Raw genomic sequence first — 14,702 nt, 5'->3', positions numbered from 1 at the left:
AGGCCGTCAGCGGCCCAGCAGCTCCACGAGTCCGTCGGCCAGCTCGGTGCGCCAGCAGAGGTAGTCGTGACCGCCGTTGAACTCCCGGTAGGACACGTCGTGGCAGCCGATCGACACCAGGGTGTCGCGCAGTCTGCGGGCGGCCGGGAGGGCCACCCACTCCTGGGTGCCGAAGGAGAGCCGGAAGCGGACCGGCGGGGGCGGTCCCGCGGCGAGGGCGCGGGTGAGCCATTCGGCATCGGGTCCGTCCGGCCACCAGAAGGATCCGGACTGGACGAGGGCGTTGCCGAACCGGTGCGGAGCCGTCACGGCGGCGTAGGCGGCGGTCAGCCCGCCGAGGCTCTGCCCGGCGACGACGGTGCGCGCCGGGTCGTCGGTGAGCGGGAGCCGCCCGGCCGCCCACGGCAGCAGCTCGTCGGCGAGGAAGGCGGCGTACTCGGGGCGGCAGGACAGTTCCGCCCAGCGGGTGGCCTCGTCCACCGCGTCCGGCAGCACCGCGGCGACGGGCGGGACGCGGCCGTCGGCGACGAGGTTGTCGAGGAGGTGCGGCAGACCGAGCCGCGGCCCCCAGTGCTCGCCGTCGAGCAGGACCAGCACCGGCAGCCGCGCCGACCGCGCCCCGGCGCCGGGGGGTTCGTACAGCCAGACCCGGCGGCCGGCGCCGAGGCGGGTGCTCGCCACGGTGTGCTCGGTGAGGGTGCCGCGCGGGACGCCGGGCCGGGGCACCCAGTCCGGCGCGGTCGGTGCGCCGGGGAGTTCGGCGTACGGGACCGGTGCGCCGTCCCAGCGGTGGGGCAGGGCGCGGGGGTTGTACGGATCGGGGCGGCGGCGAGTGCGCAGCCAACGCCAGTACGCGGGGGTGCGCGGGTCGGGCCTGCCGCCCTCGGCGTCGTCCCCGTCGTCCCCGTCATCGACGTCATCGACGTAGAGGTCGTACGAGCCGCGCCAGTCGTGGCGCAGGCGCAGCGTCCAGTGCCAGACGTCCGTGCCGGGGGCCCGCTCCATGAGGTTCCCGGCGGGGTCGCGCGGGTCGCCGAGCTTGTTGGGCAGGACCTGGACGGCACGGGTGGCGGAGGTGCCACGCCACAGGAACGTCACCGCCCGGTGGTCGGCGCCGCCCAGCGGGTCGGGGCCGGTCAGAGGTGTCCCGTGGTCGCCCACGCGGGTCCAGAAGTCCTCGGTGCCGTCCGGGCCCGGCAGTGCGCACACGGGGTCGGCGAGCCGGGGCACGGGCTCGGGCCTGGGCAGGCGGGGCGGGCGGTTCGGGGCGCCTTCGGGCGGGGCGGCGGACACGCGTACGGATTTCAATTGACCGTCCATGATCGCTAAGTTAGGTTAGCCTTACCTTACTTGATGGGAGCTCTCTCACCATGCCCACCCCTGCCATCCGCACCCACCGCCACCGCACCCCGCTCGCCGCCGCCGTCGCCGTGGCGGTCGCCGCGGGCTGCACGCTGGCCCTGGCGGGCCCCGCGTCCGCGCACTCCGCCGGGCCGAAGGTCACCACCGCGAAGCTCACCAAGGGCCTGTACCAGTCGGCCTACTCCGAGCGGAACGACGTGCTGTGGGTCACCGCCGCCGTGGGCCGCCCGCCGGTCACCGAGTCGCACCTGCTGAAGGTCGACCCGAGGACCCTCGCCGTCCGGGCCGACATCACCCCGCCGGTCACCGACACCGCCACCGGCGCCGTCGAGGCCGTCTACGGCGTGGCCGTGGACGACGAGCACAACACCGTCTGGACGACGAACACGCGGAACAACACCGTCGCCGTCTACAGCCAGCGCACCGGCGAGCACCTGGCCACGCTGCCGGACGTCGCCCACGCCCGCGAGATCGTCGTGGACGAGCGGCACGACACGGTCTGGGCGAGCGGCTTCGGCGACGGCACACTGGTCGCCTTCGACTCCAAGTCCCTCGAGGAGAAGGAGCGGATCACCGTCGAGGGAGCCGCTCCGACCGGGTTGGCCGTCAACGAGCGGACGGGCGCCCTCTACGCCGCCGACCTCGGCAACGACGGGATCGTCGAGCTGAGGCGCGGCTCCGCGACCCCGCGCTTCGTCCCGGCGGGCGACGGCCCGATCTCGGTCTCCCTGTCCCGCGACGGCAGAACCGCCTACACCGCCGACCAGACCTCGGGCACCCTGTCGGTGGTCGACCTCAGGAAGGGCGTCGTCACCAAGTCCGTGCCGACCGGGGCCGGGGCCCTGTCCGTGGCGGCAGACGAGCGTTCCGGCGACGTCCTGGTGGTCAACCGCACCGACGCCACCGTCACCCGGGTCGACCCCCGCAGGGGTGTCGTGGAGCAGACCTGGACCACGGGCGCCAACCCCAACCACGTGGAGATCTCCGACGGCACCGCCTACGTCGTCGACAAGTCCGGGGCCGGCGCGGCCGAGGACACCGCGACCCGGATCCGCCTGTCCCGCTGACCGTCCGTCACCGCGCGCCCGTCATGCCCCGCCCCGGGGTGTGACGGGCGCCAGCCACATGCCCACGATCGCGTCGACCAGCCCGTCGGCGGCCTCCTGCCAGCCGGCCCGCGGCGTGGGGCGTCCCTCGGCGAGGGCGCGTTCCCGCTCGGCCGCCACGTGCACGATGAGATGGCGCGCCATGTCGCCCCGTTCGGCGCGGACCTCGTCCGGCAGCGCGGGCATGCAGCGGTTGCGTCCGGCGATGATCTCGCGCAGGGAGGGGGAGGCGCGGGACTCCTCGACCATGATCTCCCGCAGCGCCGGGTCGGTCATGACCTGGGCGCAGAACCGCGCGTACCAGGTGGGGCCGCCCAGCGCCGCCAGATGGTCGAACTGCGGCCGGACCAGGCAGTCCACCCAGTCGCGCAGGTCCGTCGAGTCGCCGAGGACGGCGAGCTGGCGGGCGCGCAGCTCCTCGACGCGGACCGAGTGGCGCTTGGCCACCGCGCGGACGAGGTCGGACTTGGTGCCGAAGTGGTAGCCGACCGCGGCGTTGTTGCCCTGGCCCGCGGCCTCGCTGACCTGCCGGTTGGAGACGGCGTAGACGCCGTGCTCGGCGAAGAGCCGCTCGGCGGTGGTCAGGATCAGCTGCCGGGTCGCGCTGACCTGTTCCGTCCGGACCGTCCTGCCCGCCATGATCACCACCGCGCCGGGACTCTCCTTACGGCCGGCGGCGACCGGTCCCTCGAGTCGTCGCAGGTCCGCCGCCATGCGGCGCGTTCTCACGGAAGCCTACGGGGCGCCGGCGCCGGGCCGTCGCGCGACCCGGACGGGCGTGCCTTCTCTCCACCCCGTACGATACTTCAAGCGACTGACTTAAGCCTTCGCACTCAGGTCCTCCAGCGCACGGCCCGCTCCCGCGCTCCTCGCCCGAAAGGCTCATCCATGCCCGCTTCCCCCGCCGCACCGCGGCCGAACGCCGTGGTGGCGGTGCTGGCGCTGGCCGGCATCGTCGTCTCGCTGATGCAGACGCTGGTCATCCCGATCGTCCCGGAGCTGCCCAAGCTGCTGGACGCGCCCGCCTCGGACGCGGCCTGGGCGGTGACCGCCACGCTGCTCGCCGCCGCGGTGGCCACCCCGGTCGTCGGGCGGCTCGGCGACATGGCGGGCAAGCGGCGCATGCTGCTGCTCAGCCTGGTGCTGCTGATCGCCGGCTCGGCGATCTGCGGACTGAGCGACACCCTGGTCCCGATGGTCGTCGGGCGCGCCATGCAGGGGCTGTCCGCCGCCGTGATCCCGCTGGGCATCAGCATCATGCGCGACGAACTGCCCGCCGAGCGGCTGGCCGGCGCCACGGCCCTGATGAGCGCCTCGCTCGGGGTGGGCGGCGCGCTCGGCCTGCCCGCCGCCGCGCTGATCGCGGACAACCTCGACTGGCACATGCTGTTCTGGGTCTCCGGCGCGCTCGGCGCCGTCGCCCTGGTGCTGGTGCTGGCCCTCGTGCCGGAGTCGGCGGTGCGCGCCGGCGGCCGCTTCGACGTGCCCGGCGCCATCGGCATGGCGGCCGGTCTGGTCTGCCTGCTGCTGGCGATCTCCAAGGGCGCCGACTGGGGCTGGAGCAGCGGCACCACCCTCGGCCTGTTCGCGGCGGCCGTGGTGGTCCTGCTGGTGTGGGGCCGGTGGGAGCTGCGCACCCCGCGCCCGCTGGTCGACCTGCGCACCACCGCCCGCCGCCAGGTGCTGTTCACCAACCTGGCGTCGATAGCCGTCGGCTTCTCCATGTTCGCGATGTCCCTGGTGCTTCCGCAGCTCCTCCAGTTGCCCGAGGCCACCGGTTACGGTCTGGGCCGGTCGCTGCTGACCGCGGGCCTCGTCATGGCGCCGTCCGGGCTGGTGATGATGGCGTTCGCCCCGGTCTCCGCGAAGGTCTCCAAGACCAGGGGCCCCAAGGTGACCCTGATGATCGGCGCCCTGATCGTCGCGGGCGGCTACGGGCTCAACATCGTGCTGATGTCCGAGGTCTGGCACCTGGTGCTGGTCTCCTGCGTCATCGGCGCGGGCATCGGCTTCACCTACGGCGCCATGCCGGCGCTGATCATGGGTGCGGTGCCGGCCAGTGAGACGGCCGCCGCGAACAGCCTCAACACGCTCATGCGGTCCATCGGCACCTCGGTGGCGAGCGCCATCGCCGGCGTCATCCTGGCCCAGATGACGGTCGGCCTCGGCGGCTTCGCCCTGCCCTCCGAGAACGCGTTCAAGGTGGTCATGGGCATCGGCGCGGGCGCCGCCGTGCTCGCCTTCGTGCTCGCCTCGTTCATCCCGCGCCACCGCCCCTCCGCCGGGGTGGCGCACCCGGCACCGGCCGACGGTGCCGCGGCGCGGGCCGCCTTCGCCCGCTGACGGCGACGGCGCCGGCCCCTCCCCCGGGACCGGCGCCGTTCAGGCGAACCTGGCGGGCGAGGCGCGTGACGGCGGCCCGGCGCGTCGAGAACTGACCCGTGGAGCTGCCGCAGATCCCGCCCATGCTCGCCACCCCCGGCGTCCTGCCGCCCGCCGCGCTGGACAGGCGCTGGGCCTACGAGACGAAGCAGGACGGCCAGCGGGTGGTGGTCTACCTGCCCGGCGACGGCAGCATGCTGCTGCGCGCCCGCTCCGGCCACGACATCACCGCCGCCTATCCCGAACTGGCAGCGCTCGCCACCGCCCTCGGCGCCACCCCGGCGGTCCTGGACGGCGAGGTGCTGGCGCTGGACGAACAGGGCCGCGCCGACTTCCAGTTGCTCCAGTCCCGGATGGGCCTCGCGCACGCCCCCGCGCGGGCGGCGCACCGGGCGGCCAAGGTCCCCGTCCACCTGGTGCTGTTCGACGCGCTGCACCTGGCGGGCGAGTCCCTGCTGCGCCTGCCCTACACCGGCCGCCGCGAGCGGCTGACGGACCTCGGCCTCGCCGGTCCCGCCTGGTCCACCCCCGCCGCGCTGGTCGGCCACGGCGCACAGGCCCTGCGCGCCACCCGCGAGCACGGCCTGGAGGGGCTGGTGTGCAAGCGGCTGGACTCGGTGTACGAGCCGGGGGTCCGCTCCCATGCCTGGATCAAGATCCGCAACATGCGCAGCGAGGACGTCGTGGTCGGCGGCTGGCTGCCCGGCAAGGGACACATCACGGGCCTGCCCGGGGCCCTCCTGGTCGGCCAGCGCGCCGGGGGGCGGCTGCGCTACGTCGGCGGCGTCGGCACCGGCTGGAGCGCGGCCGAGCGTGCCGAACTGGCGGCCCTGCTCAGGGCGGCGGCCACGGACGTCTGCCCCTTCGACCCGGTGCCGGCGGTGCCGGGAGCGCGCTGGGTCGTCCCCCGGCTGGTCGGTGAGGTCCGCTACAGCACCCGCACCCGGGAGGGCATGCTGCGCCAGCCGTCGTGGCTCAGGCTCCGCCCGGACCTGGCGCCCGAGGAGTCGGCGGCCGACATTCCGGACGACCTGGGATGAACGCGTGACGGAGCATCATTCATTGGGCCGCGCTTCACCGCGGTGACGCCCGGGCGCCCTTGGCGCGGGAGTGAAAAGACGGGACCCTGAACCCCCCTTCCCCCCACAGCCGTTGGGCTGCGCCCGCAGAGGAGAACGCGATGCCCTCGCGTACCGCCACCCCCCGTCGCCTGAGATGGCTCACCGCACCGCTCGGTGCCCTCGCCCTCGTCGTCGCCTTCCCCACGAGCGCGTCCGCCGCCCCGCCGCCCGGACTGCCCGCCAACGCGGACGGCTTGGAGCAGACCTACCAGCCGGCCTACGACTACGACACCGACGGCTGCTACCCCACCCCGGCCATCGGCGCCGACGGCACGGTCAACGGCGGGCTCAAGCCGACCGGCGCGCTCAACGGCAACTGCCGGGACGCCGCCGACCTGGACAACACCAACGGCTACTCGCGCGCCAAGTGCGACAACGGGTGGTGCGCCTACATGTACGGGCTGTACTTCGAGAAGGACCAGGCGCTGCCCGGCAGCAGTCTCGGCGGCCACCGGCACGACTGGGAGCACGTGGTGGTGTGGGTGCGGGACGGCGCGGTGCAGTACGTCTCGACCTCCAACCACGGCTCGTTCAGCGTGCACGCGCGTTCGGCGGTCCGCTTCGACGGCACCCACCCGAAGATCGTCTACCACAAGGACGGCATCAGCACCCACTGCTTCCGCCTGGCGACCCCGGGCGACGAACCGCCGGAGAACCACAAGGGCGGCTGGCAGTACCCGGCGCTGGTGGGCTGGAACGGCTATCCGGCGGGTGTGCGCGACAAGTTGGCCTCCCACGACTTCGGCAGCGCCAACTTCGGCCTGAAGGACGGCAGCTTCGCCTCCCACCTGGCGGCCGCCAAGCCCTCCGGCATCCCCTTCGACCCGAACGCCTGACGGACGGACGCCCGAGCGGGCCGCCCGGGGAGACGGACGACACCCGGCCGGTCGGGCGAACCACGCGACCCGGGCACCCCGGTGAGCACTATCGTGTCCGCATGTCCGACCCCGAACTGATCCGTATCGTCTCGCGCGACTCCCCCATGGCCCTCGCTCAGGTCGAGCGCGTCCGGGGGGAGCTGGCGGCCCTCCACCCCGGCGTGCGCACCGAGGTCGTCCCGGTGAAGACCACCGGCGACAAGTGGCTCGGCGACCTGTCGCTGGTGGAGGGCAAGGGCGCGTTCACCAAGGAGGTGGACGCCGCCCTGCTGTCGGGCGAGGCCGATCTCGCCGTGCACTGCGTCAAGGACGTGCCCGCCGACCGGCCACTGCCCGCCGGCACGGTGTTCGCCGCCTTCCTGGAGCGCGACGACATCAGGGACGCCCTCGTCCACCCGGAGGGGCTCACCCTGGACGAGCTGCCGGCCGGGACCCGGGTCGGCACCTCCTCGGTGCGCCGCGTCGCGCAGCTGGCCGCCACCCACCCGCAGCTGCGGTGCGTGCCGTTCCGGGGCAACGCCAACCGGCGGCTGGCGAAGCTCGCCGCCGGTGAGGCGGACGCGCTGCTGCTCGCCGTCTCCGGCCTGGAGCGCATCGGCCGCCGGGACGTGATCAGCGAGGTCCTCTCCCCCGAGACGATGATGCCGCCGATCGGCGCGGGCATCCTCGCCCTCCAGTGCCGCGAGGACGACACCGCGCTGATCGACGCGGTCAGCGGCCTCGGCCATCCGCGGACGCACCGGGAGGCGACGGCGGAACGCATGTTCCTGCACGTTCTCCAGGGGCACTGCAACAGCCCGATCGCCGGGTACGCCCGCGTGGACCGGAGCGGGGAACTCTCGCTGCGGGCCTGCGTGTTCACCCCGGACGGCAAGACGCGGCTGAACGCCCACGAGTGGGCCGGCCGGCTCGACCCGGCCACCCTGGGCACCTCGGTCGCCGTGGCGCTGCTGCGTCAGGGCGCCCGCGAGATCATCGACGGCATCGCGCACTGAGGCGCCGCGGCCCGGCCGCGCCCGCCCGGCGGATCAGGCGGAGCCCTCCTCCGCCTGCCCCCGCAGGAAGGCGCTCACCTGGTGCGCCAGCTCCTCGCCCCGCACCGCGCCCGGGGCCGCCCCGGCGGCTCCGTCGGGCAGTCCGAGGCCGCCGCTCCACAGCCTGCGGTCGGCCCACTCCTCGTCCACCCGCAGCTGGACCTGGACGTCCACCTGCCCGAGGCTCGGCTCCGGGCCGGCCGCGTAGAGGACGGCGGTGGCCCGGCGCAGCGGGTAGACGTCGAAGCCCTCGATGAACTGGGAGTTGCGCCAGTCGAGGAAGGCGCTCTCGCCGTCGGGGCCGATCCGCACGTCGATCTGGCCGTCCTCCAGGTGGATGCCGAGGTGCCCGGCGCCCCGGTTCTCGACGGTCACCCGGACACAGAAGTACGTCAGCCCCTCGGCGGCGTCGTCGCGCCCACGCGGCGGCTCGGCCGGCTCAAGACGGTGGACGCGGACCCGCAGGCCGGCGTGCTCGTCGTACTCCTGCCAGTCCCCGACCACGTTCGGCTCGTACACGGTGCCCCTCTCGACCTCTCGACGCTGCTTCCTATCTGTGCGCTCAGTGCACTGTCAAATGAGCGGAATGCGCTGTGGCCAGGGATTTCGTGCCTTTTGATCGGTGATCAAGCGCTGCCCAGGAAGGATCCGCCGGGGCCCGCGCCGGACGATCACGGGGAGCGTGCCGCACATCACTTCCGGCCCGTCCGCCGTGCCGATCACCGGCCCGCGGCCGTTCGAGTGGCCGTTCGGCCCAATCGCGCTCAGTATCCATATGTACGAGGACTTGCCAGCACCCCTGCCGAGGGAGGTGCGCGTGATGCGTGTCGCCGGCCGTACCAAGCCCCACCCGCACGACGACGCCCCCGACACCGCCGCGGCGTTCGACCGGCTCGCCGGGCTGCCCGAGGGACCCGAGCGCCAGGCGCTGCGGGACGAACTGATCCGGAGCTGGCTCCCGATGGCGGAGCGGATCGCCGTACGCTTCCGGGGCCGCGGCGAGAACCTGGAGGACCTCTACCAGGTGGCGGCCCTCGGGCTGGTCAAGGCCGTCGACCACTACGACCCGGAACGCGGCCACGCCTTCGAGGCGTACGCCGTGCCGACCGTGACCGGCGAGATCAAGCGGCACTTCCGCGACCACATGTGGACCCTGCACGTGCCGCGCCGGATCCAGGACCTGCGCAACCGGGTGCGCCGCTCGGCGAAGGAGCTGGCGCAGACCACGCCGGGACGCGCGCCGACCGTGGAGGAGATCGCCGCGCACGCGCAGCTGACCACGGTCGAGGTCCGTACCGGCATGGAGGCCCTGGAGTGCTTCACGGCGCTGTCGCTGGAGGCGGAGATGCCCGGCACCGACGGGTACGCCCTCGGGGACGCGCTCGGCGGCCCGGATCCGGCGTTCGACGCGGTGGTGGACCGGGTGGCCGTCCGGCCCTGTCTGGAGGCGCTGCCCGAGCGCGAGCGCACCATCCTCTACCTGCGTTTCTTCGGCGGGATGACGCAGAGCCGCATCGCGCAGCAGCTCGGCATCTCCCAGATGCACGTCTCCCGGCTGCTCACCGGCTGCTTCGACCGGATCCGCGAGGAGATCCTGACGGAGGCCCGCTGAGGGGTCTCAGCGCTCCGGCGGGGCGCCGGGGACACGGGTCGGGCACTGCCGGTCCAGGGTGTCCTCCAGCGCGGCCCGTATCCGCGGCGGCATCACTCCGGTGCGCCCCCAGACGAGGATCGTCTCCGCGACGTCGCGGAGTTTGACGTTCGTGTGCTGGGAGACCTCTCTCAGGATGATCCACCCCTGGTCCGGTGCCACCCGGCCCAGGACGACGATCATGCCGATCGCCTGGTCCACGACGGCGTGCGAGACGACCGCCTCCTTCAGCTGCCGGACCTGCTCCTGCAGCTGGAAGACCTGGTCCGAGCCCGTGTCCGTGGACATGGTCACCTCCGGATCCGGCGGGTCACCCGCCGCCTGTGCCGCGCGGGACCGCTGCGCCGCCTCCATGGTCGCGACCCCCGGGGCGTCCCGCCACTGGGCCGTACGGGGCGCCCGCGCCACCGTTTCGGCGTCGCCGCCGGGGTACTCGGCAGGCGCCCGCCGCACTCCCGGCCGGACACTGGTGTGGAGCCGGTGGCTGCCGGTGGACGAGACCAGGACGCGACTGCCATGAACCACGACATGACCTACCCCGCCGGCGCGGACAGCCTGATGTCCACGCACTCCGTGTACGGGGCGCCCTGCTGGGTGAGTCTCACCAGCCGTGACCTGAAGGCCACCGAGGAGTTCTACTCCGCCGTGCTGGGCTGGCAGTGGCGGCCCGGCAAGCTGGGCGAGCCCTTCCGCATCGCGCTGGCCGACGAGGTGCCGGTCGCCGGGATCGCCGCGGTGGCCGCGATGTGGCAGATGGCGGTGGCGTGGACGCCGTACTTCGCCGTGCGCAGCGCGGACGAGGCCGTGTCGCGGGCGCAGGAGCGCGGCGGTACCGCCGCGGTCGGGCCGATCTCCCTGCCGCCCGGGCGGGCGGCGCTGCTCGCCGACCGGGACGGCGCGACCTTCGGGATCTGGGAGGGCGAGCTGTTCACCGAGTGGGACGCCTGGCGCATGTCGCGCCCCGCCTTCATCCGGCTGCACACGCGTGACGCCTTCGACGCCGCCATCTTCTACGGCGAGATCTTCGACTGGGCGTCGGGCGAGGGCTGCTGCGAGGTCCGGTACGAGGGCGACGAGGTGGTCCTGCGCAATCAGGGCGACGTCGTGGCCCGCATCGAGTCCGGCGCCCTGGAGGCGGCCCCGGACCCGGCGGTGCGGCCGCACTGGCAGGTCCACTTCGCGGTGGACGACGTCGAGGCGTGCGCCCGGGCGGCGGAGCTGCACGGCGGCAGCGTGCTCTCCCTGAGCGGCGACGAGGGCGTGCTCCGGGACGCCGACGGCGCGCAGTTCACGGTGACCGCGCGCCGCGTCGGCAGCTGACCTCACCGGCTCACCGGCCGGTGCGGGACGGCCGGGAGAGCAGCACCAGACTGCGCTGCTCGACGGTCACCACGGTGTCCGCCTTGTGCTCCGCCTCGTCGGGGACGCCCTCCGGGTCGGCGGTGTCGACCAGGGCCGTCCAGCGCTCGCCGTAGCCCGCGCCGGGCAGCCGGAAGTCGGCGGCCTCCCAGTGGCTGTTGAACAGCAGCAGGAACGAGTCGTCGACCACCGGCCGTCCGCACGGGTCGGGTTCGGCGATGGCGTCGCCGTTGAGGAAGACCCCGACGGCGTGCGCGTCGGAGCGCTGCCAGTCGGCGTCGGTCATCTCCGTGGCGTCCGGCAGCAGCCACACCAGGTCGGGCAGCGGCTGGTCCGCGCGGGTGACCGTGTCGCCGAGGAAGAAGCGGCGCCGGCGCAGCACGGGGTGGTCGGCGCGCAGCGCGATGACCCGCCGGGAGAAGTCCAGGAGGGCGCGCTGCTCGTCGTCCAGCCGCCAGTCGATCCAGGAGATCTCGTTGTCCTGGCAGTAGGCGTTGTTGTTGCCGCGCTGGGTGCGGCCCAGTTCGTCGCCGTGGCAGAGCATCGGGATGCCCTGGGAGAACAGCAGCGTGGCGAGGAAGTTGCGCTGCTGGCGGCCGCGCAGTTCCCGGACGGCCGGGTCCTTGGTCGCGCCCTCGGCGCCGCAGTTCCAGGACCGGTTGTGGCTCTCGCCGTCCTGGTTGTCCTCGCCGTTGGCGTCGTTGTGCTTGTCGTTGTAGGAGACGAGGTCGCGCAGGGTGAACCCGTCGTGCGCGGTGACGAAGTTGACGCTGGCGCGGGGGCGGCGCCGGCTGTGCTGGTACAGGTCGGACGAGCCGGTCAGCCGGGAGGCGAACTCGCCGAGGGTGTGCTCCTCGGAGCGCCAGAAGTCCCGTACGGCGTCCCGGTACTTGCCGTTCCACTCCGACCACAGCGACGGGAAGTTGCCGACCTGGTAGCCGCCCTCGCCGACGTCCCAGGGCTCGGCGATCAGTTTGACGCGGCTGATCACCGGGTCCTGCTGGATGAGGTCGAAGAACGCCGACAGCCGGTCCACCTCGTGGAACTGCCGGGCCAGGGTGGCCGCGAGGTCGAAGCGGAAGCCGTCGACGTGCATCTCGGTCACCCAGTAGCGCAGCGAGTCCATGATGAGCTGCAGGACGTAGGGGTGCCGCATCAGCAGGCTGTTGCCGGTGCCGGTGGTGTCGTAGTAGTGCTGCCAGTCGCCGTCCACCAGGCGGTAGTACGAGGCGTTGTCGATGCCCCGGAAGGAGAGGCTGGGGCCCTGCTCGTTGCCCTCGGCGGTGTGGTTGTAGACCACGTCGAGGATCACTTCGAGGCCGGCCTCGTGCAGCGTCTTGACCATCGACTTGAACTCGGTGACCTGCTGGCCGCGGGTGCCGAGGGCGGCGTAGCCGTTGTGGGGCGCGAAGAAGCCGATGGTGTTGTAGCCCCAGTAGTTGGACAGGCCCCGGTCCTGGAGCACCCCGTCATGCACGAACTGGTGCACCGGCATCAGCTCCACGGCGGTCACGCCGAGGGACGTCAGGTGCTCCACGACCGCCGGGTGCGCCAGCCCGGCGTAGGTGCCGCGCAGCTCCGGCGGGACGTCGGGGTGGGTGCGGCTGAGCCCGCGGACGTGCGCCTCGTAGATCACGGACTCCGCGTACCGGCGCCTGGGCGGGCGGTCGTCGCCCCAGTCGAAGAAGGGGTCGGTGACGACGCCGAGCATGGTGTGTCCGGCGCTGTCGCCCGGGTCGGCCCTGCCCTGCGCCCGCTCGAAGAGGGAGGCGTGGTTGTCCACCTGCCCGTCCACCGCGCGGGTGTAGGGGTCGAGGAGGAGCTTCGCGGGGTTGCAGCGGTGGCCGACCGCCGGGGCCCACGGACCGTGGACCCGGTAGCCGTACCGCTGCCCCGGGCCGACGCCGGGCAGGTAGCAGTGCCAGACGAAGCCGTCGACGTCGGGCAGTGCGATCGTGCTGTGGGTGCCGTCGTCGTCGACGAGCACCAGCTCCACGCGTTCGGCGACCTCGCTGAACAGCGCGAAGTTGGTGCCCTGTCCGTCGAAGACGGCGCCCAGCGGGTAGGGGAGCCCGCTCCACACGGGCGACCCCTTCCAGCTCGGCCTCTCGCGGGTCACCGGGCCTCCTCCAGTACGCCGGCCGCCGGACGGGCCAGCCGGGCCACCGGCATGACCTCGCGCGGCACCTCCAGGCCCTCCTGGGTGATCGGCTCCGGTGACATGGCCACCAGCGGGACGCGTTCGGCGGACCGGGCGCGCCGGGAGAACCAGATGACCTTCGCCCCGGTGTCGGTGGCGCAGCAGCCCCAGCCGTCGCTGTGCGCGGCGAGGTGCTGGAGGCAGGTGCGCAGGTCCTGGTCGGGGCGGAGGGCGTGGTCGTTGCCCGCTACGGCCGTGATGAGGTGCTGGTGGTTCCACCACATCTCGATCGACGTGTTCTTGTCGCTCGCGTGCTCGTCGATCGCCCGAAGCAGCATCTCGGCACCCGAACAGACGGGGTCGACGAGGTTCTCCAGGTTCCAGAACCGGAGGTGAGCGGCCAGGATGCGCCTGACCTGTCCGACCCGTTCCGGGCTCACTTCCACGTCGAGGTGGTAGTAGCAGGGCACTGCGGTCTTCATCGTCGTGGCTCCTCACCGCGAAGGCTCCCGCTCCTCCCGTCCCTTGGGGGACGGGCTCCCCGATCACGAAGCGTGAGCGCTGATCGCTTCTGAGTCACTCCAGAGTGGGAGCGGTAGTCCATTCGTGCAACACGAGCGCCGAATCCCTGCAAACGGGGGGAAAGCGGGGCGCCGACGACCGAGGAAAAGGTTGAAGATCCAACAAGACGGCGCGTCACCATCCGTGCACCATGTGTGAAGAACTCGATCGTCCGTACCACCGGACCGTCCGGAAGGTGACCGGCCATGCTGCTCCCCGCGAAGAGCGAAGTCGCCCGGCAGCTGCGGCATTACCGCGCCTGGGAACGCTCGATGCTGGTGTCCCCCACGGACGTCACGGTCCGCACCACCTTCGAGGACTCCGGCTACACCCTCTGCGTGCTGATGGGAAAGCGGTGCGCGCGCGAGGCCGCCGACGCCGCCGAGAGGTATCTGCGGACGAACCTGGTCACCCATGCGCAGGAGCAGCCGGAACGTTTCGCCCCGTCGGGGCCGAGGACCCCCTCCGGCGCGGCCTGACCCATCGGCCGGGCGCCCGCCCGGCCCCGAGCACGGCGGAGGTGAGAACGGATGACTACGACCGTGGGCATCGGACGTATCCCGGTACGGGACGTCCACCCGGTGGTGGAGCACGGCAGGCGGCCGGCGAAGGCGGTGACGGGGGAGACGTTCGAGGTCTCCGCCTCCGTGTTCCGGGAGGGACACGACGCGGTCGCCGCCAACGTCGTGCTGAAGGACCCGGAGGGCCGGCCGGGCCCGTGGACGCCGATGCGGGAGCTGGCACCCGGCACCGACCGCTGGGGCGCCGAGGTCACCCCCGGCGCACCGGGCAACTGGACCTACCGGGTGGAGGCGTGGAGCGATCCGGTCTCCACCTGGCGGCACCACGCGCGCATCAAGATCCCGGCCGGCATCGACGCCGGCCTCGTGCTCGAGGAGGGGGCCGAGCTGTACCGGCGGGCGGCGGCGGGCGTGCCGGGGACCTCGGGGCGCTCGGTGCTGCTGGCCGCCTCGGAGACCCTGCTCGACGACACGCTGCCCGTGGCCACCCGGCTGGCGGCGGCGTTGACGCCGGAGGTGGACGCGGTGCTGGCCCGGCACCCGCTGCGGGAACTGGTCACCTCCTCCGACCCGCTGCCCCTGCTGGT

General features: G+C 73.2%; 15 protein-coding genes. 9 read left to right on the top strand and 6 right to left on the bottom strand.

Annotated elements, in window-relative coordinates:
• Window positions 1-6: 6 nt before the first annotated feature.
• Window positions 7-1,320, bottom strand: a complete 1,314-nt coding sequence (fes, locus tag ACFC1X_RS31050; protein WP_376359915.1) for an enterochelin esterase — start codon at window positions 1,318-1,320, stop codon at window positions 7-9.
• A gap of 50 nt (window positions 1,321-1,370) precedes the next feature.
• Between fes and ACFC1X_RS31045 the strand changes: the two genes are divergently transcribed.
• Window positions 1,371-2,429, top strand: a complete 1,059-nt coding sequence (locus ACFC1X_RS31045; protein ID WP_376359912.1) for a YncE family protein — start codon at window positions 1,371-1,373, stop codon at window positions 2,427-2,429.
• Between the two features lie 21 nt (window positions 2,430-2,450).
• On the opposite strand, the gene ACFC1X_RS31040 is transcribed toward ACFC1X_RS31045, so the two are convergent.
• The gene (locus ACFC1X_RS31040; protein WP_352157272.1) at window positions 2,451-3,107 is read right to left on the bottom strand and encodes a TetR family transcriptional regulator; all 657 of its coding nucleotides are present in this window, start codon (window positions 3,105-3,107) and stop codon (window positions 2,451-2,453) included.
• Between the two features lie 249 nt (window positions 3,108-3,356).
• Between ACFC1X_RS31040 and ACFC1X_RS31035 the strand changes: the two genes are divergently transcribed.
• The 4 genes from ACFC1X_RS31035 to hemC all read left to right on the top strand — a co-directional run bounded on the left by ACFC1X_RS31035 (window position 3,357) and on the right by hemC (window position 7,844).
• Window positions 3,357-4,811 (top strand): MFS transporter, encoded by a 1,455-nt coding sequence (locus ACFC1X_RS31035; protein ID WP_376359910.1) that lies wholly within the window; start codon window positions 3,357-3,359, stop codon window positions 4,809-4,811.
• Between the two features lie 98 nt (window positions 4,812-4,909).
• On the top strand, window positions 4,910-5,890 hold the full coding sequence (gene ligD, locus ACFC1X_RS31030; protein WP_376359907.1) for a non-homologous end-joining DNA ligase: 981 nt from the start codon (window positions 4,910-4,912) through the stop codon (window positions 5,888-5,890).
• 140 nt (window positions 5,891-6,030) lie between these two features.
• Window positions 6,031-6,807 carry an NPP1 family protein gene (locus ACFC1X_RS31025; RefSeq protein WP_376359905.1) on the top strand — a complete coding sequence of 259 codons (777 nt, stop codon included), beginning with the start codon at window positions 6,031-6,033 and terminating at the stop codon, window positions 6,805-6,807.
• 101 nt (window positions 6,808-6,908) lie between these two features.
• Window positions 6,909-7,844: a hydroxymethylbilane synthase gene (hemC, locus tag ACFC1X_RS31020; RefSeq protein WP_376359902.1), complete on the top strand. Its 936-nt coding sequence runs from the start codon at window positions 6,909-6,911 to the stop codon at window positions 7,842-7,844.
• A gap of 33 nt (window positions 7,845-7,877) precedes the next feature.
• Here the strand turns inward: hemC and ACFC1X_RS31015 are convergent, their stop codons facing one another.
• Window positions 7,878-8,402 carry a hypothetical protein gene (locus ACFC1X_RS31015; protein WP_355835282.1) on the bottom strand — a complete coding sequence of 175 codons (525 nt, stop codon included), beginning with the start codon at window positions 8,400-8,402 and terminating at the stop codon, window positions 7,878-7,880.
• A gap of 301 nt (window positions 8,403-8,703) precedes the next feature.
• On the opposite strand from ACFC1X_RS31015, the gene ACFC1X_RS31010 reads away from it, so the two are divergent.
• Window positions 8,704-9,495 carry a SigB/SigF/SigG family RNA polymerase sigma factor gene (locus ACFC1X_RS31010; protein WP_376360168.1) on the top strand — a complete coding sequence of 264 codons (792 nt, stop codon included), beginning with the start codon at window positions 8,704-8,706 and terminating at the stop codon, window positions 9,493-9,495.
• Between the two features lie 6 nt (window positions 9,496-9,501).
• Here ACFC1X_RS31010 and ACFC1X_RS31005 read toward each other — a convergent pair whose 3' ends face one another.
• Window positions 9,502-9,822, bottom strand: coding sequence for an ANTAR domain-containing protein (locus ACFC1X_RS31005; RefSeq protein WP_202559154.1), 321 nt, complete (start codon window positions 9,820-9,822; stop codon window positions 9,502-9,504).
• Between the two features lie 228 nt (window positions 9,823-10,050).
• Here ACFC1X_RS31005 and ACFC1X_RS31000 point away from each other — a divergent pair, with 228 nt between their 5' ends.
• Window positions 10,051-10,854 carry a VOC family protein gene (locus tag ACFC1X_RS31000; RefSeq protein WP_376359900.1) on the top strand — a complete coding sequence of 268 codons (804 nt, stop codon included), beginning with the start codon at window positions 10,051-10,053 and terminating at the stop codon, window positions 10,852-10,854.
• A gap of 10 nt (window positions 10,855-10,864) precedes the next feature.
• Here ACFC1X_RS31000 and glgX read toward each other — a convergent pair whose 3' ends face one another.
• The gene (glgX, locus tag ACFC1X_RS30995) at window positions 10,865-13,012 is read right to left on the bottom strand and encodes a glycogen debranching protein GlgX (RefSeq protein ID WP_376359897.1); all 2,148 of its coding nucleotides are present in this window, start codon (window positions 13,010-13,012) and stop codon (window positions 10,865-10,867) included.
• A complete protein-coding gene (locus ACFC1X_RS30990) occupies window positions 13,009-13,515 on the bottom strand; it encodes a pep a2 (RefSeq protein WP_376359894.1) in 507 nt (168 codons plus the stop codon). The genes glgX and ACFC1X_RS30990 overlap by 4 nt, the downstream gene beginning before the upstream one ends.
• Window positions 13,516-13,800: 285 nt before the next feature.
• On the opposite strand from ACFC1X_RS30990, the gene ACFC1X_RS30985 reads away from it, so the two are divergent.
• Both ACFC1X_RS30985 and ACFC1X_RS30980 read left to right on the top strand, forming a co-directional pair.
• Window positions 13,801-14,073, top strand: a complete 273-nt coding sequence (locus ACFC1X_RS30985) for a DUF5133 domain-containing protein (protein ID WP_376359891.1) — start codon at window positions 13,801-13,803, stop codon at window positions 14,071-14,073.
• 51 nt (window positions 14,074-14,124) lie between these two features.
• Window positions 14,125-14,702 (top strand): maltotransferase domain-containing protein (locus ACFC1X_RS30980; protein ID WP_376359888.1); only part of this gene is annotated, 578 nt, incomplete at its 3' end.

It is taken from the genome of Streptomyces sp. NPDC056128, assembly GCF_042263835.1.
Lineage (GTDB): Bacteria > Actinomycetota > Actinomycetes > Streptomycetales > Streptomycetaceae > Streptomyces.
The sequence above is the reverse complement of the archived record's forward strand: the minus strand, read 5'-3'. Positions and strand labels throughout refer to the sequence as shown.